The following is a 22401-nucleotide window of genomic DNA, read 5'->3' as shown; positions in this document are numbered from 1 at the left end:
CCGCGGGTGCGGGCAGCCGGGCCACACGTTACGTCCGACCCCGTGCCGACGGGATGGGGCGGGGACCCGCGGGTTGTGCGGGGACGGGACCCGCGGGGCACCCCGGGGTGCGATGCGGGGTGTGCCTGAGCGGGGGATCCGCGGGGCGGGCGATGGCAGCTCTCCGCTTTTGTCTGCTTACCGGAAGTTGTCGACGGGAGGGTGCGCAATCTTGACGGAGCGGTGCGAAAGGGGACACTCTGAGCGGGTGCCGGAAGGCCTCGGGGAGGGGGCGTTCCCATGGCACACCTGGGGGGCGGATGGCCATTGGGGAGGCCGGCCTCGGGTCGGCGCGGCGTGGTGCACGGCCGAAGCGGCTGGAAGCGACCATGCGCGGCAGACTCGGCCGGGAATGCGTGTACGTGCCGTCGTGCAGATTCGGGCTGTACGTGGCCCTGCGCCACTGGTGCCCGCCCGGCGGCCGGGTACTGATGTCGCCGGTCAACGACGACGTGATTTTCTTCGTGGTGCTCGCGGCCGGGCTGAGACCCGTGCAGGCGCCGTTGAACCCGTTGGACGCGTCGATCGACGTCGACGCCGTGCCCGACGAGACGTGGGGCTCGCTGTCCGCCGTGCTCACGACGAATCTGTACGGCAACCCGGACGACACGCCGTGGCTGCGGGAGAAGTGCGACGCGCTGGGCATCCCGCTGTTCGAGGACGGGGCCCACGCGATCGGCAGCGAGGTGGGCGGGAGACCGGTCGGGTCCTGGGGGGACGCCTCCGTCTTCAGCCTGTCCAAGCATGTCGGTGCCAAGGCCGGGGGTTTCCTGGCCTTCGCCGACCCCGGGCTGCGCGACGCGTTGGAGAAGAGCTGCGCGGACCTGCTGCTGCCGGGCAGGCTTACGGCGGAACTCGCCTACACGGTCCGGCCGTACGCGGAGGCCGCCGTGCGGGGTCTGGGGCTGCGACGGGCGGCCTGGGCCACCCTGCGGCTGCTCGGGCTGATGGAGCGCGAGGAGATCAGGATGCCGCTGTGCCCGCAGGAGCTGGCCCGGGCCGTGGCGGCGGCGCCGGACCTCACCGCGCACGACTCCTGGGTACGGGTCGACATGCACGACTACCGGCTGCGTTCCGGTGCGCTGCGGCTCGGGCGCATCGGGCGCAGGCTGGACCGCCTGGACGGGGTGCTGGCCGCCTGCCGGGCCGGCACGGAGCTGCTGCTGTCCACGCCGTGGGCGAGACCGCACAGCAAGGTCGGGCCCGTTCCCGCCCAACCCCTCTTCCGGGTGCCCCTGTTCGTGGCCGACCGGGACGCGGCGAGGGCGGCGCTCGAACGGCGGGGCATCGTCGTGGGGTACCTCTATGACCCGCCGCTCGACGACTACGCGGGGGAGCGGTTCACGGATCCGTCGCCCGACCCGGCCGGGGCCCGCTGGTTCGCGCGGCACGCGCTGCCCGTGGACCCGCTGCGGGCCCGTCGGATCGTCGAGGCGCTGGACGACGCCAGGGTGCGGCCGGCCGAGGTACCGGGAGGGCTGGGACCGACCCGTGGCTGAGACACAGGCCGAGATCCAGGTACCCGGGCGCCCGGCGCCGCCCGCCGGGAAGGGGACGCACGGGCCGGCACCGGCCGACGACGGCCACGGCAGCGACTCGCTGTTCAGGAACGCCTACTTCCTGATGCTCAGCACCGGTGTCTCGGCGGTGCTGGGCCTGGGATTCTGGCTGGTGGCAGCCCGCTACTACTCCGAGGAGGCCGTCGGCCAGGGGTCGGCCGCGATCGCCGCGATGCGGCTGCTCGCCAGCATCACGGCGACCACGATGATCGGCGCCGTCGTCCGCTTCGTCCCGCGCGCGGGACGCGCCACCGGCTCGCTGGTGTGGCGCGCGTACGCGGCGAGTTCGGTGGTCGTGGCCATGGCCGCCGCCGTCTTCCTGTTCACGCTCGACCTGTGGGGTGCGTCCTACGCGCCCCTGGGGACACCGGCGGCGGGCGCGGCGTTCGTCGTGGCGTGCGTGGCGTGGGCGCTGCTCACGCTGCAGGACGGGGTGCTCACCGGGCTGCGCAGATCGGGCTGGGTGCCGATCGGGAACGCGATCTTCTCGGGTGGCAAGCTGATCCTGCTGGTCGTCTTCGCGACGGCGCTGCCGGTGCTCGGCATCTTCGTGTCCTGGGCCGTGGCCATCGCGTTCTCGACGCTCCCGCTGGGCTGGCTGATCTTCCGCAGGCTCATCCCGCGCCAGGCCGACGCCGATCGGGACCTGGAGCCGCCGAAGCTGCGGGAGATGGGCCGTTTCCTGGCCGGGGACTCGCTGGGCGCGCTGTTCAGCCTGGCGATGATCAACCTGCTGCCGGTGATGGTCGCGGTCCGCTTCAGCGCGGCGGAGAACGGCTACTTCTACGTGGCGTACACCGTGGGCGGCACGATGGAGTTCATGGCCATCAACATGGCCTCCTCCCTCACCGCCCACGCCTCGCACGACCCGCGCCGGCTCGCCGACGGGGTGCGCGGGGCGCTGCGCCGGATGACGCTGCTGCTGGTGCCTGTGGTGCTGGTGCTGGTGCTGTTCGCGCCGCAGATCCTCACGCCGTTCCACGAGGACTACGCCGAGCACGGCACCACCGTGCTGCGACTGCTGGCCGCCGGGGCGCTGCCCCGGGTCGTGGTCGAGTTGTACATCGGGGTGCTGCGGGTGCAGGGCCGCACCGGGGTGCTCGCCGCGCTCCAGGGCGCCATGTGCACGCTGGTACTGGGCAGCGCGGCCGTGTTGTTCGCGCCGACCGGGATCGACGGCGCGGGCTGGGCGGTGCTGATCAGCATGACGCTGATCGCCGCGGTTTCGGTGGTGGGCCTGCGCTCCGCCCTGCGCCGCAACGACCGGCTGCCCCCCGACGGTCCCGCCACCGCCCCGGCCGCGAAGGACACCCGCCTGGCCCGTCTGAACGCCACCGCCGGGTACGGCACCAACTGGGCGCGCAGGGCGGCGTACGAGCGCGAGGGGCTCGACGAGGACACGGTCACGCTGTTCATCGGGCGTCCCGGGTACGAACGCGAGGCGCTGCAGGCGGACACGCTGGCGCTGATCGCCCGGCCGCGGCGGTCCGGCGCGGGGAGCGAGGAGGCCCCTCGGTCCGGCCGGGAACGGACCGCGCCGGCCGACTCCGTGGAGCGGTGGACCACGGGCGCCCTGTGGGGGCTGCTCGGTGTGGCCACGGCCGTCTTCTGGGCGGCGTTGCACGGTCTGCCGTGGCTCGACGGCCCGTACGAGGACGTACTCACCGGGCAGCACATGCTGACGGCGCTGCCGCCCGCGGCGCTCGCGGCGGGCGGGGTGCTGCTCGTGGTGTTCGTCGGCTCGGTGACCCTGCGCAACGCGCGGGACGTGTGGCTGCCGGGGGCGGCGCTGGCGTCGGCGCTGCTCGCCCTGGACGCCGTACCCATGGCCTTCGGATGGGAACCGCGGCCGGTCGGCGGGGAGTTGTACTCGCGGGTGGCCGGGTTCCTCGCGGACGGGGTGGGGCTGGACGGGCCCGAGCCGCTGCTGCGGTGGGTACCGCCGGTCGCGCAACTGCTGTGCCTCATACCGGTGTGGCTGCTGCTGGGGCGGGTGGGCGCGCGGTGGACGTGGCCGGGGCGGTGGGGTGTGCTGTATCTCCTCGCACTGGGCGGCTGGGTGTGGCGGCAGGAACTCGCGCCGGCGGCTCTGCCCCTGCTCGCCGTCCTCGGTCTCGCCGTCCTGGCCCTGGCGTTGCACGGGAGAGTGGCGCGCGCCCACTCCTGAAGCGCCGGTCCGCCGCGTCAGTGGGACATTCCGCCGCGTGAGGGGACCTTCCGAGGTGTCAGCGCGTCGGCACCGGCTGGTGGAAGTAGCTGTTCCGGCCGGCCTCGCGGTAACCCTCCAGTCCCGGGCCGTCGTTGACGGTGAGGTCGCACTCGGGCTCCTCGGAGGTGGGCCGGTTCCAGTGGACCAGGGCCTTCACGTCGGGGAGCTTCTTCACGGAGGCGGGGATCCGGGTGTACCAGTCGCGCTGGCGCACCGGGTCGTCCGCGTCGGGCGCGGTGGCGTACTCGGCGAGCATCACGGGCTTGTCGTCGGTGACGTTCTCGCGGAGCCATTCGTAGCTGGGGCGTTGGCTGCGCAGGAAGTCCTTCCAGTCGCTGGTGCCGTGGCACTGGTAGTAGTTGTACTGGTCCATGGCGATCCAGTCGACGTACCCGTCACCGGGGTACAGCGCCTTCATGTCCCTGGCGCTGCCGAGATAGCCGGAGACGGTCCACACCCACACGACGTTGTCGGCGCCCAGTTCCCGGAAGCGGTCGCGCAGATGGCGGTAGGCCGCGACGAACTCCTCCGGGGTGCCGGCGCCTTCCTTGATACGGGCGTCGGTCTCCTGGTCGAAGGAGAGGAAGACGCGTTTGCCGTAGGCCTTGATACGGCGGATCTGCGGATCGAGGATCTTCTCGTCGTACTTCCCCGAGGCGATGTTCTTCCAGCCGAGCTGGGTCTCCGTCCAGTTCTCGTGGTGCGGTTCGGTCCAGACGGTGGACTCCCAGGCGAGCATGAGGAGCCGGTCCCGGCCGAGGTCCTGTTCGTCGGGGGTGAGGAGTTCCCCGTCGAGCCTTGTGCCCGACATGTCGTGGTAGTTGTAGACGAGGTCGAGCTTGCGGCCGATGCGCTTCTCGAAGCCGAGCACGGCGTCCTTGAGGGAGCCGTTCCCGGCGTACGGCACTGCGGCGCCCCACCAGGCGCCGCAGGGCGGAACCAGTGTGCCGGTGGGGGCGCAGGCACCGGTGGGCAGCGCGCCCGAGGCCGCGTTGTCCGGCAGGGGGTCCCCGGCGGACGCACGGTCGCCGGGGCGGTTGGCCCACAGGCCCAGCCCGGCGAGCAGCGCGGCCACCGCCACCAGCACGACGGACGTGTAGGTGCGCCTCACCCCTTCCCGCTTCACTCCTTCCCACTCCCTCACTTCGTTGTCGTTCCCCTCGCTGTGCCTTCGGTGCCGTCCCGTCACGTGGCACTACCGCCCAAGGGCCTGCGCCGGCCGGGCTCCACCGCGCCGCGCCGGGCGGCGGGCAGCGGGAGGCCCGGAAGGGCGGCGACGACCGTGGTGAAGACGGCGAGCGAAACGAGGAAGGCCACCTCCGAGAAACCCTTCACCAGGAACAGCGAGGTGGCGGTCAGCACGCCCAGCGAGAGGCTGATGGGTGCGGCGAGCGCGACCGCCTCCAGCCGGGCCCCGGAGGCCAGCCCGCCCGGCTGCGGATACAGCGCCGCACAGCCCGGCCCGAACAGGACGAAGAGCAGCACCGGGATCCAGCGCAGCGGAGAGGGCCCGGGTACGGCGGTGGCGGCCAGCGCGAGCCAGCCGGAGACTCCGACGAGGACTCTGAGCCGCGTCGCGGTGACCCGGACACGCCGTGCCTCCCCGGGGTCACCGGTGACCCCCCTGACCGCGGTGTCCTCGTCGCCGGTGTTGCCGATGCCGCCGTTCTCGCCGCTGTCCGCGGATTCCGTGGTCGTCACTTCGATCACCTTGAGTCCTACTAGTGGGCGGTCAGCGGGCGGCCGGGCGGTACTCCAGGACGACGCCGTACGGATGGCTCTCGACGGTCCGGAAGAGCGGTGAGGCGGCAAGCTTCGACCGCAGGGTCTCGAAGCCACCGGCCGGCAGCAGGCCCTCGCCGGCGGCGTAGATGTCCTGGGTGCGGGTGAGGACGACGTACGCCTTCGTGCCCGGTGGGATGCCGTCGACGAGGTAGGACACGGGGTCCTTGAGCATCTTCTCGTTGTCGGGCAGCGGCTGTTCGGCGAAGAACCAGTGTTCGAGACGGTCGTAGCGGTGGAGCGCCTGCGGGAAGGAACCGCTGGTGGCGAGGATCAGGGAGCCGTCCGGGGCCTGGTCCAGGGCCCTGGTGACCAGCGCGGTCTCCTCGGGCGGTGTGTAGAACATCCTCTCCTTGCCGTAGTACGACGGCAGGAAGCCGGCCAGCAGCACCAGCAGGACCGCGGGCAGTACGAACGCCGAGGCCCTGCGCCAGACCGCCCTCGCGCGGGTGCGATGGCTGCCCGCGAGGGCCGGGACGAGCGCGGCGGCGGCGAAGAAGGCCGCGCCGGGCAGGGCGAACAGATAGACCCGGAAGAGCATTTCGCCGCCGTAGTCGTTGACGGCGAACAGCGGCACCGGGGCGACCGACACCAGCAGCAGCGGCAGGGCACTGCGGGTCAGCCGGCGCCGCAGCACGACGGCCGTCCCGGCGAGGACGGCGACCAGGAGCACCATCACGATGTTGGCGGTGCCCGCGAGTTCGGGGCCGGGGCCGGTGAGCTGTCCCGCGTAGCCCGCGCGGGAGTTCTGCGTCAGCTCGCCGATCGACTTCCTGACGGTGGCGAGTGTCTCGACGAACAGCGGCCGCCCCATGGTCAGGTCCCAGGTCAGCATCAGCAGCGCGGTGACGACCAGCAGCCCGTAGTTGCGGTAGCGGCGGGTGAAGCTGAGCGCGAGCAGACAGATGGTGAGCATCACCGGGGTGAGCTGGTGGGTGGCGTTGACGGCGGCTATCAGCGGGGCGAGGATCGCCACGCAGATCGCGCGCTGCCGGTTGTCCGTGGGCGGCGGCACGGGGGCGGCCACCGGGTCCAGGAAGGTGCGGTCGCGCAGCCGTCCGGCGGAACCGGGCCGTACGAAGTGCCGCAGCACCACGGCGAGGACCGTCAGATGCAGCAGGTACGCGAGGGCCTGCGGGGCGAAGTAGTCCTGGCCCACCCAGTTGGCGAGCTGGAAGATCCACACGGCGGTCCAGATCAGCCGCCAGTCCTCGCAGAAGGTGCGGTAGATCAGCACCAGCACCGGCATCATCAGCAGACCGAGGACGATCGGCGCCCAGTTGGCGTAGGCGACGGCGCTCTCCACGCCGAAGGCGCGCACCAGGCCCGCGTTGAGGGTGAAGAAGCCCGGCCACTGGTCGTAGGCGGACATGTTGCCCGACAGTGCCGCGTTCGGCCGTAGCTCACCGCCTGCGAGCAGCGTGTTGACGATGGCGTCGTGTTTGGAGGCCCACGGGTAGCGGACCGCGTCGTACAGGATCGCCGGTGGCGCCTTGAGCGCGAACAGGAGCGCGGCGCAGTGTGCGGCCGGCCACCAGGGCGCGGTGCCGGCGCGGCGCAGACTGAGGACGAAGCCCGCGGTGAGGACCAGCAACGACAGGTAGTAGGCGACCGGCAGGCGGTCCAGCAGGCCGTAGTCGTCCATGTGCCGGAAGCCGATGCGGGGCAGCGAGTACGCCCACAGCCCGGCGGCGAGCAGCAGCGTCAGCAGGGCGGCGTCCGGCGGGCGGCGCGGAAGCCGCCAGGGTCTGCGGTCGCCGCCGCGGGTGGCGGGGGGCGGGGCGGGCCGCACGCTGCTCTCTGTGCTCGGTACGGACACATGTTGCTGCATGCCGAGGCTCCCTCCCCCAGGCCAACTATAGGAATTACGTCTGCTTTTCACACCAAAAGACCTGATTGATCTTCAAGGAGTCGCCGTCGAGCCGTCGTAGCCGCACGTCAGCCCGCGAAGACAGGCCCCCGTACGACCGCGCGCGCACGCCGGTACCACCGCCAGCCCACCGTTTTCGGCCCGTCCCGGTACGGGGCGATCCGTGCGCCGCGCCCCGCCAGCCAGCCCTCGACATCGGCGACGGTGTGGCTCCGCCGCACGATGAGCCGGGCGATGCGGTAGTGCTCGTCGCGGTCCGAACTGAGCGCGTGGCGTACGGCGGTGGCGGTCTCGTAGCCCGCCGCGGCCGCCATCCTGCGCACCCGGCCGCTGTTGTAGCCGTGCGGATAGGCGAGATGCCGGACGCGGTGGCCGAGGGCGTCCTCCAGCACCGAGCGGGACGCGCGCAGCTCGTGGGCCAGCGCCCGGGGCGCGAGGGTGTCCAGCTGGGCGTGGGTGACGGTGTGGCTGCCGACCTCCATGCCGTACTGCTCCAGGGACGCCGCCTGCTCCAGTGTCATCATCGGCGCGGGCGGCAGCAGACTGCGCCCGCCCGCCGTGATGGCGCCGGTGGTGAGGTAGGCGGTGGCGGGCAGCCCCCGCCCGGCCAGCGCCTCGGCGGTGGGACCGGGCAGGTCGGCGAACCCGTCGTCGAACGTGAGCAGCACCGGCCGGGGCGGCAGCGGCACCCGCCCGGCCAGGTGGTCGGCGAGCGCGCCGATCGTGACCGGCGTACGGCCGCTGTCGACGACGGCGTCCAGATGCTCCCCGAACTGCTTCGGGCCGACAGTGAACTCCGCGATCCAGTCCGGCGGTTCCTCCATCACGGCGTGGTAGAGGAACACCGGGATGCCCGGCACACCGGCGCCACGGGCACCTCTGTGCGCGCCCCCCGCGCCCACCACGCCCCCCGTCATCGCGCGACCCCCCGCAGCGCGAGCCGCGCCCGCAGATAGCCGACCGGGCCGTACAGCATCCCGCGCCGCTGGAGCCGCGACAGCCGACCGGGCCAGGCGTGAGTGCGCCGGTCGTGCGCGCCGGGCGCGTTGCCCTTCTCGGCCTCCTCCTCCCGGCTCGCCGTGAGCGTCCGCGCGTACGCCAGCCCCCTCGGCAGCCGCGCCAGGAACCCCGGCAGCAGCGCGGGCCGGTTGACCAGGACCGCCGTGAGGTAGGCGGTGAGGCCGGCGCCGTAGCCGTACGCCTGGGTCTCCAGGTCGCGCCAGGTCTCGCGGTGGTGGTGCCAGACCAGGGCGTACGGCGTGTAGTGCAGCCGGTGCCCCTCGGCGAGGACGCGGACGAACCCGTAGAGGTCGTCGCCGCCCCGTGCGAGCGTGCCCGCGCCGGTCGCCGGGTCGAAACAGCCCACCGCCCGCAGCGCCGCCGTACGGAAGGCCATGTTGGCGCCGGAGCCGAAGCGGCCCGCGGTGAACGGGAACAGCGGCTCGTCGGCGGGCGGGTCGGCGGGGTCGTACGTGCGCGGGGCGAACCCCTTCGCGAAGCCGCCGTGGCTCTCCAGGAGGACCTGGGCGGGGGTGCGCAGCCGGGCCGGCAGGATCAGGCCGGTGGCGCAGCCGAGGCCGGGGTCGGCGGCGAAGGGCGCGGTGAGTTCGGTGAGCCAGCGCGGGTCGGCGACCACGTCGTCGTCCGTGAACGCGACCACCTCGCCGTGCGCGGCCTCCACGCCGGTGTTGTGCGCGACGGCGAGCCCGGGCACCGGCTCGGTCACGTACCGCACGCGCTCGGCGTACTTGCGCGCCACCAGCTCCCGGGTCGCGTCCGTCACGGGCGCGTTGTCGACGACGACGATCTCGAAGCCCGGGTGGTCCTGGGCGAGGAGCGAGTCGAGCGCGTGGGCGAGCTGCTCGGAGCGCTCGCGGGTGGCGATGACCACCGTGGTGGACGGCACCGACACGGCGACGGGCGGGCCGTCGGCGTACCGTGAGCCCTCCGCGAGGGCCGCCGCCCTGAGCACCGTTTTCGGATCCGCCCCCTCCGGTACGTGCGCGAGCAGCGTCCCCATCGGCCGCCCGCCCTTCCTGACCAGCACGAACACCTCGCCATGCGTGATCGGCGGACTGCCGGGGCCGGGTCTGAGGACACCTCGCTCCGTCAGCTCCAGCTCGGCGATCTGCACCGGCCCGATGCCGAGGAACCTCTCGATCTCCTGTTCGGTACGTGTCGCGCGTGACATGAACCCCCCTCGTGCCGAGCGACTCGGACGACCTGCGACGACCTGCGACGACCTGCGACGATCAGGCAACAACCCGCGACCGGGCTGCGACGGCCTCTACGGCCGGCGCAGTCGGCCCGCCCCCTTCAGGGTCCGTGCGGCCAGCGCGGCGAGCCTCGGCCGGCCGCGCACGAAGTGGTGCGCCCGGCGCGAGGGCTCACGGCCGAGCCAGTGGAGCGCGGCGCCCACCCCCGGACGCGTCCACGCCCCCTCGTACACGGGGACCTCCCCGGTCTTCAGCGAGTCCTTGTACTCGGCCGCCCCCCGCCCCAGGTCGAGCAGCCCGATTCCCGCGGCCGCGGCCGCCTCCGCCATCCGCAGATGCAGCACCAGCCCCGGCGAGTACTTCGAGAACTCCGTGTCGTACGACGGGAACCAGCAGGCCAGCACGGTCGCCGACCGCAGCCCGAAGTGCGCGGCGATCGGCCGGTCACCGGCGTACAGGACGGACAGCGTGCCGGCGCACTCCGGCGCGCGCGTCTCGTGCAGGGTGTGCACGAGCCGGGTGATCCAGTCCTGGGCGAACCGGTCCCGTCGGCCGGTCCTGCGGTACTGCGCGGACTTCCACGCCATGAGTGTGCGCAGCGCGGCCGGGTCGCGTTCGTCGAACACGAACCGTGTCTCCCCGGCCTGCCGGCCGAGCCTGCGCTCCTTGGCGAGCGTCGTCTTCAGGAACTTCGGTGACTGGGCCCGCAGGACGGACTCGTACGTCTCGTAGCCCTTCTCCACGTCGATGACGTAGGAGGCGTACTCGGCCGCCGAGTGCGGGACGAACAGCCCCTGTTCCGCCTCCAGGTTGTCGAAGGCGAAGGTGGACAGGGAAGCGGCCCGCAGCAGTTCGTCGGCGTTGAGCCCGAGACCCGGCGCCAGTACGGCGCCCTGCGCGTCCGAGACGCCGTACGCGAGGGCCTGGCCCCGGCCGAGCCGGCCACGCTCATGGGGCAGGAAGCCGACCGGCTCGCGCCCCTCGTACACCACCGCCACGCGCGCGCGTGGCCGCACACGGCTCACGGCGTCGGTGAACTCCGGTTCCATGAACGGGTTGCGCGGCGCCGTCGACATGGCACGCAGCGCGCGCCACCGCTCCCGATCCCCCTCGCCGAGATCCTCCGGACTCAGCACACGGATACGTCCACTGCTCAACCTGACCCCCCGATCAAGTCCCCCCTGGACACCTGGGACGGTACCCCTCCAGACCGGGCGCGCGGTAGGGAGTGGAGCATCTTGTTGCCAACCGGTGCAGAGGCCTTTAACCGGTCGCTACCCGGCGATGTGGTGGAAAGCTGTTTCTCGGGCCCCTGTTCAACAGTGATCGGTGAGTGATCGGTCAACAAAAGAAGGGGAGTTGACAGAAGGGGGCCGGACTCCGTCCTGGTCCGGTTCGCGTCGAGTCCGGGGGTGCGGGATCCGTATTCTCTGATCATGGCCGCACCCACCGCATACGCCGAGCGCACCGCGTACTCCCTCGTCGCCACCGACCTGGACGGAACGCTGCTGCGCGGCGACGACACGTTCTCCGACCGGTCGCTGGACGCGCTCGCGCTGGTGGCGGCGGCCGGCGCTCGCCACCTGGTCGTGACCGGCCGGCCCGCGCCCCGCGTACGCCCGCTGCTCGACCTCCTGCACGGCAGGGGGCTCGCGGTGTGCGGACAGGGCGCGCAGTTGTACGACGCCGGCGCGGACCGTCTGCTGTGGTCGGTCACCCTGGACCGGGAACTCGCGGAGACCGCGCTCGGCAAGATCGAGGCCGAGGTCGGGCTCGTGTACGCGGCCGTCGACCAGGACGGCGTCGACGGGCTGACGCTCATCGAGCCGGGCTATCTGATGCCGCACCCGACCCTGCCCGCGCTGCGCGTGGAGCGGCGCGACGACCTGTGGTGCGAGCCGATCAGCAAGGTGCTGCTGCGCCATCCGGCGCTGTCCGACGACGAGTTGGCGGCGACGGCCCGCGCGGTGGTCGGCTCGCTCGCCACGGTCACCATGTCGGGGCCGGGCACGGTGGAGCTGCAGCCGTGCGGGATCACCAAGGCGACGGGGCTGGCCCTGGCCGCCGAGCATCTGGGCATCGGGCCCGAGGACACCATCGCCTTCGGCGACATGCCCAACGACATCCCGATGTTCGACTGGGCCGCCCGCGGGGTCGCGATGGCCAACGCCCATCCGGAGCTCAAGGCCGTGGCCGACGAGGTGACGACGTCGAACGAGGACGACGGCGTGGCCGTCATCCTCGAACGTCTGTACAGGTAGCTGCTGTACAGGTAGCAGCCGGATGGTGGCTGCCGGGCTGCTCAGTACGCGCCGAACACGTTGTCGATCGAGCCGTACCGCGCGGCGGCGTAGTTGCAGGAGGCGGTGATGTTCGCGACCGGGTCGTACGGATTCCAGGACGTGCCGGACACGTGGTACGCGTTGAACGTCGGGTCGATGATCTGCAGCAGCCCCTTGGAGGGGGTACCGGCGGCCGCGTTGGAGTCCCAGAGGTTGATGGCGGACGGGTTGCCCGAGGACTCCCGGATCACGTTGCGGTAGATGCCGTTGTAGGTGCCGGGGATCCCGTGCTGCGCCATGACCTGGAGCGAGGCGCGGATCCAGCCGTCGAGGTTGTTGGCGTAGCCGAGGCTGGTGGCGGTGGCCACGGTCGGGGTGGCCGCGGAGGCGGTGGTCGCGCCGAGGATCGGCAGGGCGAGCACGGTGACGCCGGTGGCGGCGACGGCGAGCGTGCGGGCGAGGCGGCGGGCACGGCGGGGCTGAGCGGGCATGGCGAAGTTCCTCTCCGTCGCCTGCGAGGTGAGCTGTCGGGTTCGGGCGGGAGCTGCCCGGCCGTGCCCTCACGGACACGGCTTCACCCCGAGCTGCACCGGTCTGTCCTGGGCATGCCCAAAGGCATGGCCCGGCTGGACCCGTGCGGCGACTTACCTGGTTCCCCCGCTCCTGCCGTGGTGTTCTCGGTGGGTGTTCGGGCGGCGGCAGGATTAGGCGTCCGCCCGACAGGCCGGGAACGTATGCGAGAGCACATGTCCGAAACAAGTGGCGAATTCACAGTTAGCCCCTATTGACCTTGGTCTGTGGCCTATGGGGATGCTTGATCCTTTGTTGCTGCAAAGCATCAACTCGCCTGAGTGGGCCGAGGTGTCGGGGCGCGGTGGAGGGGAACGGGGAAGGGGCTGGTTCGGCTGGGCGAGTGAGGCAACTCACCGACATCCACAAGACGGGTGAATCGGGCAATAAACCCAGATGGCTGCTTAAGGGGTGCCCCTTCTCATAGGGCCTGTCCGGGCTGTAACCGTGGGGGCTCGTGGTGATCGAAACCTGACCGGATACGCTGACTTGAGTGAGCGCAGAGACCTATCGACAAACCGCGTAGCCGCCGATAGACACCAGCAGACAGGAGACTCCTCGTGACCGTCGTCGAGCCGTTTGGGCTGAGCGTGCGGGACCAGGCTCTGGAAGCCGATGTCCAGGCCGGATTGGCGGCTGTCGAGGAAGGCTTGCTCGAGGCCACCAAGAGTGAGGTCCCGTTCATCACGGAGGCGGCCCAGCACCTGCTGCGGGCCGGCGGGAAGCGGTTCCGGCCGCTGCTCGTGATGCTCGCGGCGCGCTTCGGCGACCCGTACGCGCCGGGGGTCGTCCCCTCCGCCGTCGTCGTCGAGCTCACCCATCTGGCGACCCTGTACCACGACGACGTGATGGACGAGGCCGCGGTGCGGCGCGGGGTGCCCAGTGCGAACGCCCGCTGGGGCAACTCGCTCGCCGTCCTCACCGGCGACTTCCTCTTCGCGCGCGCCTCGCACATCCTGGCCGACCTCGGCCCGGAGGCGGTGCGGGTGCAGGCGGAGGCGTTCGAGCGCCTGGTCACCGGCCAGATCCTGGAGACGGCCGGCCCGGTCGACGGCCGCGACCCGGTCGACCACTACCTCGACGTCCTCGGCGGCAAGACCGGCTCCCTGGTGGCGGTGTCCTGCCGCTTCGGCGCGATGATGTCGGGCGCCGACGAGACGGTGGTGGACGTGCTCACCCAGTACGGGGAGCGGCTCGGGGTCGCCTTCCAGCTCGCCGACGACGTCCTGGACATCGCCTCCGACTCCCACGAGTCGGGCAAGACACCCGGCACGGACCTGCGCGAGGGCGTCCCCACCCTTCCGGTGCTGCGGCTGCGCGAGCGCGCTGCCCAGCAGGCGCTGCCCGAGGACATCGCACTGTGCGAGCTCCTCGACTCCGACCTGAGCGACGACGCCAGGCTCGCCGAGGCGGTCGCGGCCCTGCGCGCCCACCCGGCGCTGGAGCGGGCCCGCCGTGACACCGTGCGCTACGCCGAGGAGGCCCGCGCGGCGCTGGCCCCTCTCGCGGAGTGCGACGCGAAGGCGGCCCTCATGGAACTCTGCGACGCGGTGGTGCACCGGGCCGGCTGACGTCGCGCTCCGCTGGGGCACGATGTGTCTTCGTTCGTCTGCGGCGTCGTTGTGGCTGGTCGCGCAGTTCCCCGCGCCCCCTTGGGGTGCTGTCGAACCGTAGCCGACATTGCCTCACCGCCCCTCCGGTCATCCCCTACCCCTACGGGTCGGACGACCCGGGTCTCTCTCGCGTCATACCGCAGGCGTACGCGGAGTTGAGTCCGTGGGGTGACGCTTCCTCATGCGGCATTTGGTCAGATGGGAATCACGGAAAACACCACTCCTCACCGATTCGGGTGAGAATGGCGGCACGGGGTGGGGACGCTCCACGTGAGATGACCAGCCGCCGCCGACGACGGAGGTAAGGCAGACATGGCACCGAACGCAACCGACGACAGCACGACCGCCGGGGAGACGGACGACCTGCGCGTCGGGCGGCGCAAGGCCGTGCGGTACGTCGTCCCGGTCACCGTGATCGGCGTCGCCGCGGCGACGATCGGCCTGGTCCCGGCGCTCGCCGACTCCGGTGACCCGGACCTGCCGAAGATCACCGCCCAGCAGCTCCTCGACAAGATCGCCGCCTCGGACGTGCAGCAGCTGTCCGGCACCGTGAAGATCACCACCGACCTGGGCCTGCCCGAGCTCGGCGGCCTGGAGAGCGGCCTGCTCTCGGGCGCCGCAGGCAACGGCGGTGACGGATCGTCCGCCGACCCCTCGACCAAGCTCACCGAACTCGCCTCCGGCACCCACACCCTGCGGGTGGCCACCGACGGCCCCGACCGGCAGAAGCTGTCCCTGATCGAGGACGCCGCCGAGTACAGCGTCATCCACAACGGCAAGGACGTGTGGGGCTACGACAGCGCCTCCAACGAGGTCTACCACTCCACCGTGGACGAGAGCGCCGAGGAGGCACAGCCGCCGGCCACCCCCAAGGACCTCACCGAGGACGCCCTGAAGGCGGTCGACGACACCACCTCCGTGACCGTCGACGGCACGGTCCATGTCGCGGGCCGTGACGCCTACAAGCTGCTGATCAAGCCCAGGCAGTCAGGTTCCACGGTCGGCGCGATCAGTGTGGCGGTGGACGCGAAGACCGGGCTGCCGCTGAAGTTCACGCTGACCCCGTCGAGCGGCGGCGCCGCCGTCGTGGACGTCGGTTTCACCCAGGTCACCTTCGCCAAGCCCGCCGCCTCCACCTTCGACTTCACCCCGCCCAAGGGCGCGAAGGTCACCGAGGCCGACGAGGCCGCGGAGCACTCCGGCAAGCCGGGCGCGTCCGACGGGGACCTCGCCGAGGACCTGCCCAAGGACCTCGACGGCCTCGACGGCCTCACCCCCGCCGAGGAGGCCGAGGGCTTCGACGTCCTCGGCAAGGGCTGGACCTCCGTCGCCGTCATCGAGACCGGCGGCAAGGGCGTCCCCTCCGACTCCGAGCTCAACTCCGAACTCGGCTCGGACGCCGGCGGCGCGCTCAGCGGCTTCCTGGGCTCCTTCGGCGACAAGGTGAGCGGCAAATTCGGCTCCGGTACCGTCTTCTCCACCCGCCTGATCAACGCCCTGGTCACGGACGACGGCACGGTCTACGTCGGCGCCGTCACCAAGGACGCCCTGGTGAAAGCGGCCGACTCGGCGAAGTAAGTACCCTACGGAGCCGGTGGACGAAGGGGGAGCCCATGGCTGACGAACCCGTCATCCACACCCATGCCCTCACCAAGCGCTACCGCGGTGGCCAGCTCGCCGTGGACCGCCTCGACCTCACCGTCCCGGCGGGCAGCGTCTTCGGCTTCCTCGGCCCCAACGGCTCAGGCAAGACCACCACGATCCGCATGCTGATGGGCCTGATCGAGCCCACGTCCGGCGCGGCGCGCGTCCTGGGGCAACCCGTGCCCCGGGCCGCGCGCACCGTGCTGCCGCAGGTCGGCGCACTGATCGAGGGCCCCGCGCTGTACGGCTTCCTCTCCGGCCGCGACAACCTCCTGCGCTACGACGCCGCCGACCCGACCGCCGACCCCCGCACCCGGCGGACCCGCGTCGCCGCAGCGCTGGAGCGGGTCGGACTGACGGCCGCGGCCGGCAAGAAGGCCAAGGCGTACTCGCTCGGCATGAAACAGCGGCTGGGCCTGGCCGCGGCCCTGCTCCAGCCCCGTCGGCTCCTCGTCCTCGACGAGCCGACCAACGGCCTCGACCCGCAGGGCATGCGGGAGATCCGTTCCCTCGTGCGGGAGCTGGCATCCGACGGCACGACCGTGTTCCTCTCCTCCCACCTCCTCGACGAGATCGAGCAGGTGTGCACGCACGCGGCGGTGATGGCGCAGGGCCGGCTGATCACGCAGGGCTCGGTGGCCGAGCTGGCGGCGGGCGCGCGCGGCCGACTGGTGGTGATCACGCCCGACACCGCCGAGGCGGCGCGGGTGCTCAAGGAACAGGGTGCGGCGGACGTGGTCTCCGACGAGGACCGGGTTGCCGCCGAGCCCCCGGACCGCGACCTCGCCGAGGTCAACGCCGCGCTGGTGACGGCCGGTGTGCGCGTCCGGGGCTTCGCCGTCGAACGGGCCTCCCTGGAGGACGCGTTCGTGGCGCTCACGGGGGAGGGGTTCGATGTCGCGGGCTGAGACGACGGAGGCGGAACCGGCCGAAGACATGCGCGAAGGCGCGACAGCCGGAGCCGTCCGCAGGCCGGGCCCCCTGTGGTCCCTCGGTCTGCTCCGCAGCGAACTGCTGATCACCTTCCGCCGCTGGCGCACCCTCGCGCTGCTCGGTGTCCTGGCGGCCGTACCGGTCCTGATCGGCATCGCGGTCAAGATCGAGACCGGCGACAGCTCCTCCGGCGGACCGGGGGGACCAGGCGGTGGCGGAGGGGACGCCGGCCCGGCGTTCATCGCACAGGTCACCAACAACGGCCTGTTCCTGGTCTTCACCGCGCTGGCCGCGACACTGCCGTTCTTCCTGCCGATGGCCATCGGCGTCATCGCGGGCGACGCCATCGCCGGCGAGGCGAACGCCGGCACCCTGCGCTACCTCCTCGTCGCCCCCGCCGGCCGCACCCGCCTGCTCCTCACCAAGTACGCGACCGTGCTGGCCTTCTGTCTGGTGGCCACCCTCGTGGTCGCGCTCTCGGCCCTGACGGTGGGTGCGCTGCTGTTCCCCCTGGGGGACGTCACCACCATCTCCGGCACGACGATCGGCTTCGCCGACGGACTCGGCCGGGCCCTGCTGATCGCCCTGGTCGTCGCCGCCTCACTGACCGGGGTGGCGGCGCTCGGCCTGTTCGTCTCCACGCTGACCAGCAGCGGCATCGCCGCGATGGCGACCACCGTAGGTCTGCTGACCACGGTCCAGATCCTCGACCAGATCCCCCAGCTCCACGCGATCCAGCCCTACCTCTTCTCCCACTACTGGCTGTCCTTCGCCGACCTGGTCCGCGACCCCGTCTACTGGGACGACCTGGTGAAGAACCTCGGCCTCCAGGCCCTCTACGCGGCGGTGTTCGGCTCGGCGGCCTGGGCGCGGTTCACGGCGAAGGACATCACGGCGTAGCCGTTCAGCGCGTCTCGTACGTCTCGTACGTCTGGTACGGGAAGCGGGCGAGCGGAGCCTCGCCCGTGAAGAACGACTTGGCGCGGGTCAGCGCGTCCGTGTCGCCGAGTACGTCACCGGGCTTGCTGCCGTTGCCGAGCAGGACCCCGCCGAACCGCATCCCCAGATAAGCGGCCGAGTTGTTGAGCGTGCCGACCAGCGGATCGGCGACCGAGGCCTTCGGGTCGGCGAGCACGGTCACTCCCCAGAGCGTGCGCCCGGCCATGGTCGCCCTGAACTCGACGCCGGACGTGCGCAGCCAGCCCGACCAGTGGTCGAGGTAGCGCTTGACGTGGGTGGACACCGAGTACCAGTACAGCGGCGAGGCGATCACGACGTCCGTCGCGGCCAGGGTCGCGTCGAGCAGCAGCGCGAGACTCCCTTCGGTGGGCCGGACATGGTCGCTGCCGTGCCGCAGGTCCTCGAAGTCGGGCAGCGGGTGCTCGGCGAGGCTGATCCAGGTCTGCTCGACGGAGGGGTCCAGCTGTTCGGCGGCCCGGCGGGCCAGCGCCTCCGTGTTGCCGTCCGCACGGCTGCTGCCCAGTACGAAGAGAAAACGACGTTCCATGACTCCCCCAGGTGATCGGCGTGCGGTAATAATCCGCGCCTGCATCATATGCGCATGCAAGTATCTGAGGGAAGAGCGCCAGCGTTCTCGGCCGCCCGGGCCACCGCCAGCAACAGCTCCTCCCGGCCCCGCGCGGCGACCAACTGCACCCCCACCGGACAGCCGTCGGCCCCGATTCCCGCCGGGAGAGTGGCCGCTGGATGCCCACTCAGATTGAACGCCCAGGTCAGCGCGGTGGAGTAGCGCTCGCCCGGGCCTTCGTGACCATGCGCCGCGTTCGGCGTGGTCGGTGTCAGCAGCAGGTCGGCCCGGGCGAAGAGACCGTCCAGCCGCCGATCGTTGGCCTCCCGGATCCGCCCGGCCTCGCCGAGATCACCGGCCCCCGACCCGCGCAACGCGAGCCAGGCGGGCGCGGGATCCTCCAGCCGTACGGACGCCCCGCCCGGCAGCAGCCGTACGACACCGGAGGCGGCGAGCCGCTCGACAGCGGACCGGGCGAGGGCCAACGGCTCGGGGTCGGGGGAGGCGGAGGCGATGCCGAGGTCGGAGGAGAACAGTGCGGTGACCGGCGAGGGCACCGCCTCTCCGGCTTCGGCCGTCACCCCCGTCATCGCCCGCCAGTACGCCTCCGCGTCCGCCGCGTGCCGCACCAGCACGCCGGGGGCCGCGAGACCCGTGCGGTCGGGAGACGGCAGCCGGCCGTTCGTCGCCTTCAGGCCGATCACCCCGCACCAGGCCGCCGGGATCCGCACCGAGCCCGCCCCGTCGCTGCCCGTCGCCAGCGGCACCAGCCCGGCCGCCACCGCCACCGCGGACCCGGCCGAGGACCCGCCCGGGGTGCGGTCCGCCCGCCAGGGGTTGACGGTACGGCCGTACGCGCCGACACCCCAGGTCTGCCAGGAGGTACCGGGCCCGGGCACCGCCGTCGCCCCCACCGGCACACAGCCCGCGGCGAGCAACGGCCCCGCCGCCCGCAGCCCGTGCCGCCCCTTGACCCCGATCGGCACCCCGGCCAACGGAGGCCGTTCACCCGCCGCGGCCCGCGCGTCCACCGCACGGGCCCGTTCGACCGCCTCCCCCTCCCACACCTCGGCGAAGGAACTCAGGGAGGGGTCCACCCGGGCGATCCGCTCCAGTGCCTCCGCGACCACGTCCACGGCCCGGAATCGCCCGTCCCGTACGGCCGAGGCGATCTCGACGGCGGACGGCGCCCGGCGCGTCCTCCCGCTCAGCGCCTCGCCCCGGTGAGCCGGGTCAACGCCTCGGTCTCCCGGGGCGGTCCGCCGCCCAGGTCACCGAGGCGCCACTCGGTCACCCACGGGACGCGGTACACGTCGACGGCCGACTCGATGACCCGGATCCGCTGCACCAGCGGCCGCGGCAGCCGCCCCGGAGCGTCCGCGACCAGCACCACCGCGTCCAGGTCGAACCCGTGCGGTGCCTCGCCGCGCCGGAAGACCTCCAGGGCGCGCAGGGCCGACTCCAGTCCGGTGGCGTGTGTACGCGCGACGAGCAGGACGGACGGCGGGTCCCCGGGGGCGGGCCAGTCCCGTCCGCAGTCGTGGCCGCCGTAGACCGCGGCGAGCGTGGAGGCGCCGGCCCCGCCGTGCGTGGCCAGCCAGGAGAAGCGGCGGGAAACCGACGGGTACGGCCCCGGCCCCGGCTCCGGTACGGGGACCGGTCCGCGCAGCCAGATCTCCGGCCCCGGCTGCCTCTCCGGTGCCTCCGTCGTCCCCGTCGTCCGCATGGCCGTACGCCCTCCTTCTGGTCGCCGTCCCTCCGGGGCGCTCCCGACGAGCCGGGCGTGGATCGTTGGAACGAGGCTGTGACGTCGTGGTGACGCGCCGACCGGGAGCGAACCTGGAGACTCAACAGTACGTGCACGCGCACACGCACCTGGACGACCGGAGCGTGACGACGCATCCGAGTGAGGAACCGATGTCTCGACTCAGCCGCGAGAAGAAGCGGGAACAGAACCGCACCGGGCGGCCCACCGCCGCGGTCGCACCGCTCGACGTCCATGTCCGCGCGGGCGGACCAGCGACGATAAGCGGTGTACCGGTCGCGGCGACCGACAGCGAGGAGATCCAGCACGCCGTCCTCGGTCACCTCCACCGCATCGCCCTCGCCACCGGACACCCCGTCCTCGCCACGGTTCACGACGAACGCATCGGCTACGTCGTCCCCCTCCGCGTCGACACGGACGGCTCCAGCCACTTCACGGCGGAGCCGCTGCGGGCGTCGGTGGTGTCACCGGTTCAGGTGATTTCACCGGCGCCGGTCGCTCCGGCCGGACCGGGTGTCCCGGCGGCCCCGGCGGCCCTTCCGGTCCCGGAGGCCCCGGCGGAGTCGGCACCGGAAGCCCCGGCGCCGGCGCCCGGCACGGTCGTAGCCCCGACGGGAGTCTTCGGACCGCCCCCGACGATGGACCCCCAGCCCCACCCCCAGCCCCACCCCCTACCTCACCCTCACCGGGAGTCCGGGGCGCCCGCCACCCGAGAGCGCGCCCCGGAGTTCATCCCGGATCCCGCCCCCGGCGCCCCTGCCGCCCCCGAGCCCAGGCGCAAGCCCCTCCTCACGCACACCCCCGACCCCGAGCCGGCCGCCGAGCTCGACCCCGATGCCAAGCCCACCCCCGCCCGTGGCTTCGACGCCGTGGCGGAGGCGGTGCTCGGTGACGACCCCCGAACCCTCCCCGGCGACGACGGCGCCCCCGCGCTCCTCGGGGAGCCGACGGCGCGGATCAACGAGGCCGTGCGGGCCGGCCGGATCGACGTGGCAGCCGGGCTCGCCGAGCGGACCGTGCTGGAGGCCTCGGGAACGCTGGGGCCGGAGCACCCCGAGGTGCTCCGGCTCCGTGAACTCGGCGCGTACATCGCCTACTTGGCGGGCGATCCGGTGCGCGCCTTCCATGTCTCCCTCGACCTGGCCCGGATCGGCCGCCGCGCACGGGACGGCGAGGCCGCGTACGGCAACGTCCAGAGCGCGGCAGCGGCCTGGCGTGCCGTACGCGACCCCTTGCAGGGCCTGAACCTCGGGACCGAACTCCTCGGCCTGTGGACGGAGTTGACCACCGAGGAGGGCCCGGCCGCCGACGACGTCGAAGAGCTGGAGTCGGCCCGCGCCCGTATGGTCCGGCTGGCGGAACGCGCCCGCAGGGCCGGAGCACAGGGCCGGTAGGAGAGCGACAGGGCCGGTAGGAGAGCGACAGGGCCCGTAGGAGAGCAAGGGCCGCGAGCCGGTCAGGACGACAGCGTCCACACCGCGTACGCGAGCGCGTCCGCGTTGCGGTCCAGGGCGGTGTCGTTGATGTTGGCGGTGGTGGCCCTTTGGCCGGGGGGCCCTGGAATGCCGGGGTGTGTCGGTCACTCTCACGGGTGATGGTGGTCGAAGACGTACGCGGGAGGGAAACGGGGTGGCTAGTTTCGTGGCATGTCGCGTTTCCGGCTGTGCCCGACGCCCGTGCAGGAGCGGCAGATGCTGCTGCACTGCGCGCACGCACGGTACGTATGGAACCTGGCAGTAGAGCAGCACGCGCACTGGCGCCGGTGGCGTAAGAGTGCGCCCGGTTTCGCGGAGCAGTGCCGTCAGCTGACCGAGGCCCGGCGGGAGAACGAGTGGCTGGCCGCCGGGAATGCGGATGTGCAGCAGCAGGCGCTGAAGGACTTCGCCCAGGCCAGGAACGCCCGTTTCACGTCCGGGTTCGGTGAGCCGACCTGGCGCAGGAAGTTCCGGCATGAGGGTTTCAGGGTCATCGGCACCGACCGCGTGCCCGAGTGCGACGCGGACGGGGCGCCGAAGCTGAACGCGAAGACCGGCAGGCAGGTCATGGGCCGCTCGGTGGTCGTGCAGAGGCTGAACCGGCGGTGGGCCCAGGTCAGGGTGCCCGGCTGCGGCTGGGTGCGTTTCCGCCTCAGCGCCAGGGGCAGGGGCGCCGAGCTGCCCGACGCGAAGACGTTCCGGGTCACCTACCGCAACGGTCAGTGGCACGCGGCGTTCGCGGTCGTCCCCGACCCGATCGCGGCGCCCGGCACGGGCGACGTGATCGGCATCGACCGGGGTGTCACGATCACCGCTGCCCTCTCGGACGGCCGGAAGCTGAACTGCCCGCAGCTCACCGTCAAAGAACGCGCCCGGATCCGCAAGCACGAGCGGCGGGCGGCCCGGGCGAAGAAGG

19 protein-coding genes and 1 riboswitch are annotated in these 22401 nt (G+C 72.3%); of the genes, 9 read left to right on the top strand and 10 right to left on the bottom strand.

The features are described 5' to 3' along the window. Positions 1-299: 299 nt before the first annotated feature. Complete coding sequence (locus tag ACLZN2_RS33360) at positions 300-1538, top strand: DegT/DnrJ/EryC1/StrS family aminotransferase (RefSeq protein ID WP_416983141.1); 1239 nt, start codon at positions 300-302, stop codon at positions 1536-1538. Next, positions 1531-3765, top strand: coding sequence for a lipopolysaccharide biosynthesis protein (locus ACLZN2_RS33355; protein WP_416983140.1), 2235 nt, complete (start codon positions 1531-1533; stop codon positions 3763-3765). The genes ACLZN2_RS33360 and ACLZN2_RS33355 overlap by 8 nt, the downstream gene beginning before the upstream one ends. Before the next feature lie 58 nt (positions 3766-3823). Here the strand turns inward: ACLZN2_RS33355 and ACLZN2_RS33350 are convergent, their stop codons facing one another. The 6 genes from ACLZN2_RS33350 to ACLZN2_RS33325 all read right to left on the bottom strand — a co-directional run bounded on the left by ACLZN2_RS33350 (position 3824) and on the right by ACLZN2_RS33325 (position 10817). After that, a complete protein-coding gene (locus tag ACLZN2_RS33350) occupies positions 3824-4918 on the bottom strand; it encodes a glycoside hydrolase family 26 protein (RefSeq protein WP_416983139.1) in 1095 nt (364 codons plus the stop codon). A gap of 74 nt (positions 4919-4992) precedes the next feature. After that, complete coding sequence (locus ACLZN2_RS33345) at positions 4993-5508, bottom strand: hypothetical protein (RefSeq protein ID WP_416983138.1); 516 nt, start codon at positions 5506-5508, stop codon at positions 4993-4995. A gap of 31 nt (positions 5509-5539) precedes the next feature. After that, positions 5540-7420, bottom strand: a complete 1881-nt coding sequence (locus ACLZN2_RS33340; RefSeq protein ID WP_416983137.1) for a hypothetical protein — start codon at positions 7418-7420, stop codon at positions 5540-5542. 107 nt (positions 7421-7527) lie between these two features. Continuing rightward, positions 7528-8283 carry a polysaccharide deacetylase family protein gene (locus ACLZN2_RS33335; protein ID WP_416983312.1) on the bottom strand — a complete coding sequence of 252 codons (756 nt, stop codon included), beginning with the start codon at positions 8281-8283 and terminating at the stop codon, positions 7528-7530. Positions 8284-8372: 89 nt separating this feature from the next. Beyond that, positions 8373-9650, bottom strand: coding sequence for a glycosyltransferase (locus ACLZN2_RS33330; protein WP_416983136.1), 1278 nt, complete (start codon positions 9648-9650; stop codon positions 8373-8375). 96 nt (positions 9651-9746) lie between these two features. Beyond that, a complete protein-coding gene (locus ACLZN2_RS33325) occupies positions 9747-10817 on the bottom strand; it encodes a GNAT family N-acetyltransferase (protein ID WP_416983311.1) in 1071 nt (356 codons plus the stop codon). Between the two features lie 294 nt (positions 10818-11111). Between ACLZN2_RS33325 and ACLZN2_RS33320 the strand changes: the two genes are divergently transcribed. Further along, positions 11112-11936 (top strand): HAD family hydrolase, encoded by an 825-nt coding sequence (locus ACLZN2_RS33320; RefSeq protein ID WP_416983135.1) that lies wholly within the window; start codon positions 11112-11114, stop codon positions 11934-11936. Between the two features lie 41 nt (positions 11937-11977). Here ACLZN2_RS33320 and ACLZN2_RS33315 read toward each other — a convergent pair whose 3' ends face one another. Continuing rightward, a complete protein-coding gene (locus tag ACLZN2_RS33315; RefSeq protein WP_416983134.1) occupies positions 11978-12448 on the bottom strand; it encodes a transglycosylase SLT domain-containing protein in 471 nt (156 codons plus the stop codon). A 3-nt stretch (positions 12449-12451) separates the two neighbouring features. Further along, a riboswitch (cyclic di-AMP (ydaO/yuaA leader) is annotated at positions 12452-12650 on the bottom strand. 437 nt (positions 12651-13087) lie between these two features. On the opposite strand from ACLZN2_RS33315, the gene ACLZN2_RS33310 reads away from it, so the two are divergent. From ACLZN2_RS33310 to ACLZN2_RS33295, 4 genes are all read left to right on the top strand, one after another. Beyond that, positions 13088-14098 (top strand): polyprenyl synthetase family protein, encoded by a 1011-nt coding sequence (locus ACLZN2_RS33310; protein WP_416983133.1) that lies wholly within the window; start codon positions 13088-13090, stop codon positions 14096-14098. 354 nt (positions 14099-14452) lie between these two features. After that, positions 14453-15718: a LolA family protein gene (locus tag ACLZN2_RS33305; protein WP_416983132.1), complete on the top strand. Its 1266-nt coding sequence runs from the start codon at positions 14453-14455 to the stop codon at positions 15716-15718. Positions 15719-15753: 35 nt separating this feature from the next. Then, a complete protein-coding gene (locus ACLZN2_RS33300; RefSeq protein WP_416983131.1) occupies positions 15754-16692 on the top strand; it encodes an ABC transporter ATP-binding protein in 939 nt (312 codons plus the stop codon). Continuing rightward, a complete protein-coding gene (locus ACLZN2_RS33295; protein ID WP_416983130.1) occupies positions 16679-17617 on the top strand; it encodes an ABC transporter permease in 939 nt (312 codons plus the stop codon). Before ACLZN2_RS33300 ends, ACLZN2_RS33295 begins: the two co-directional genes overlap by 14 nt. 4 nt (positions 17618-17621) lie before the next feature. Here the strand turns inward: ACLZN2_RS33295 and ACLZN2_RS33290 are convergent, their stop codons facing one another. The 3 genes from ACLZN2_RS33290 to ACLZN2_RS33280 form a co-directional block, all read right to left on the bottom strand. Continuing rightward, complete coding sequence (locus ACLZN2_RS33290) at positions 17622-18224, bottom strand: flavodoxin family protein (protein WP_416983129.1); 603 nt, start codon at positions 18222-18224, stop codon at positions 17622-17624. A gap of 44 nt (positions 18225-18268) precedes the next feature. Beyond that, on the bottom strand, positions 18269-19381 hold the full coding sequence (locus ACLZN2_RS33285; RefSeq protein WP_416983128.1) for an amidase family protein: 1113 nt from the start codon (positions 19379-19381) through the stop codon (positions 18269-18271). A 71-nt stretch (positions 19382-19452) separates the two neighbouring features. Next, a complete protein-coding gene (locus tag ACLZN2_RS33280; protein WP_416983127.1) occupies positions 19453-19971 on the bottom strand; it encodes a DUF6668 family protein in 519 nt (172 codons plus the stop codon). 191 nt (positions 19972-20162) lie between these two features. Here ACLZN2_RS33280 and ACLZN2_RS33275 point away from each other — a divergent pair, with 191 nt between their 5' ends. Both ACLZN2_RS33275 and ACLZN2_RS33270 read left to right on the top strand, forming a co-directional pair. Next, the gene (locus ACLZN2_RS33275; protein WP_416983126.1) at positions 20163-21404 is read left to right on the top strand and encodes a tetratricopeptide repeat protein; all 1242 of its coding nucleotides are present in this window, start codon (positions 20163-20165) and stop codon (positions 21402-21404) included. A gap of 252 nt (positions 21405-21656) precedes the next feature. Beyond that, on the top strand, positions 21657-22401 hold a 745-nt coding region (locus tag ACLZN2_RS33270), incomplete at its 3' end, for an RNA-guided endonuclease InsQ/TnpB family protein (protein ID WP_416983125.1).

This window comes from Streptomyces sp. T028 (genome assembly GCF_048159505.1).
Taxonomy (GTDB): domain Bacteria; phylum Actinomycetota; class Actinomycetes; order Streptomycetales; family Streptomycetaceae; genus Streptomyces.
Note: the sequence above shows the minus strand (reverse complement) of the source record. Positions and strands in the feature narration are given on the sequence as shown.